This is a genomic window from Arthrobacter sp. TS-15, assembly GCF_006964045.1.
Lineage (GTDB): Bacteria > Actinomycetota > Actinomycetes > Actinomycetales > Micrococcaceae > Arthrobacter.
In genome coordinates, this window is sequence record NZ_SDXQ01000128.1 from 1 (window position 1) to 1434 (window position 1434).

General features: G+C 72.2%; 2 protein-coding genes. Both read right to left on the minus strand.

Annotated elements, in window-relative coordinates; genetic code table 11:
• Positions 1-357: NUDIX hydrolase (locus tag EU811_RS23260; protein ID WP_142940593.1), on the minus strand; the 357-nt coding region annotated here is incomplete at its 3' end.
• A 106-nt stretch (positions 358-463) separates the two neighbouring features.
• Complete coding sequence (gene lepB / locus EU811_RS23265; protein ID WP_142940594.1) at positions 464-1210, minus strand: signal peptidase I; 747 nt, start codon at positions 1208-1210, stop codon at positions 464-466.
• Between the last annotated feature and the right edge of the window lie 224 nt (positions 1211-1434).

A 1434-nucleotide genomic window follows, 5' to 3' on the forward strand; every position in this document is an offset into this window, starting at 1 on the left:
TAGTCTCGTGGGCTCGGTCGCCGTCTGTGTCGTCCGGGCCAGGTAGTACCACTCCTCCTGGTCCCAGCGGCGCCCCGCGAACGGGAACGAACAGGTCCGCCGCCACAGCACCGGGCCCAGCTCGACCTCGGTGATGCCGGTCTCCTCCACGAGTTCCCTGCGGGCGGCCTCTTCCCGCGTCTCGTCGCCCTCCACGCCGCCGCCCGGTGTGAACCACCAGTTGTCCGACGGGTCCTCGGGTTCGTGGCCGTGGAGCAGCAGGATGCGGTCCTGCGGGTCGAGCAGCACCACCCGGGCAACCTTCCGCAGCTCCCCGAGTTCGTCGGGCCCCGGGACCGCCCGCTCGCCCGTGCTCATGGACGCGGCAGCCGACGACTCACCCGTGCTTCCGGGCCCGGGAACCGGCTGTTCGCCTCCGCTTCCGGGCTCCGCGGCCGACCGCTCGCCCGCTCCCTGCGGCGCCTCAGCCGGCAAGGGCCTGCTTCCTCGTCCCCGTGCGGCGGCGCCGACGCTCCGCCCGCTTGGCGATCGGGCCGTACGCCCCGCCGCCGAGGACGAGTACCCCGCCGACCACGATCGCCGTGAGGACCAGGCGCAGGGGCCCCGGCTCGGAGATGGAGCCGAGGGTCTCGAAGTTGGTGGGCCGGGCCAGCATGCCGTTCATGGGCCAGGCCACGGCGTCGACGCGGGCGTCCACCGAGCTGCGCGGCACCGTGCCGCTGCCGGCCTCCGTGAGGTGGGCGGTGGAGTCGAGGGAGCCGCTGCGCTCGTCGCCGAGCAGGAAGAGCCTGCCCTCGGGGACCTTGATGGCCGGGATCGTGGTCGCCTCGGCCGCGCTGCCCTTGGGGAGATACGGTTCGTCGATCTTCTTGCCGTTGACGGTCAGCTTGTTCTGCGTGCAGCAGGCGACCGTGTCCCCGCCCACGGCGACGACGCGCTTGACCATGGGCATGTTGCCCCAGCTGGCCTGCTTGAAGACGACGACGTCACCACGCTCGACGTCGGAGCCGTCGATCCGCTCGGCGAGCACCCGGTCGCCGGCCGTGATGGTCGGGGACATCGAGTCCGTCGGCACGGTGTAGGGCTGGTAGACGATCGCGCCCCAGGCGAAACCGCCGAGGAAGAGCACACAGCCGAGGGCCATGGCGAATCCCGACAGCTTGCTGCCGAGCCGCCCATGGCCCTCGTCCGTACGACTTGTCCCGCTCATCCCAGTGCTCCCCCAACTCGGAGAATCGACCCCGCGGCCCAGGTGCGGGCCGCGGAAGATCGGCGATCTGGGACGGCACCCTACCCGGCGGTACCCAGCCCAGAAACCCTGGTGTTCCCGACGGTGAGACGGCGCCTGCGCCACAGCACCAGCGGCACCGCGCCCGCGAGCCCGAGCGCGCCCGGAGCGGCGGCGCTGAGGTTCTGGTCGAAGGTGTCCGGCAC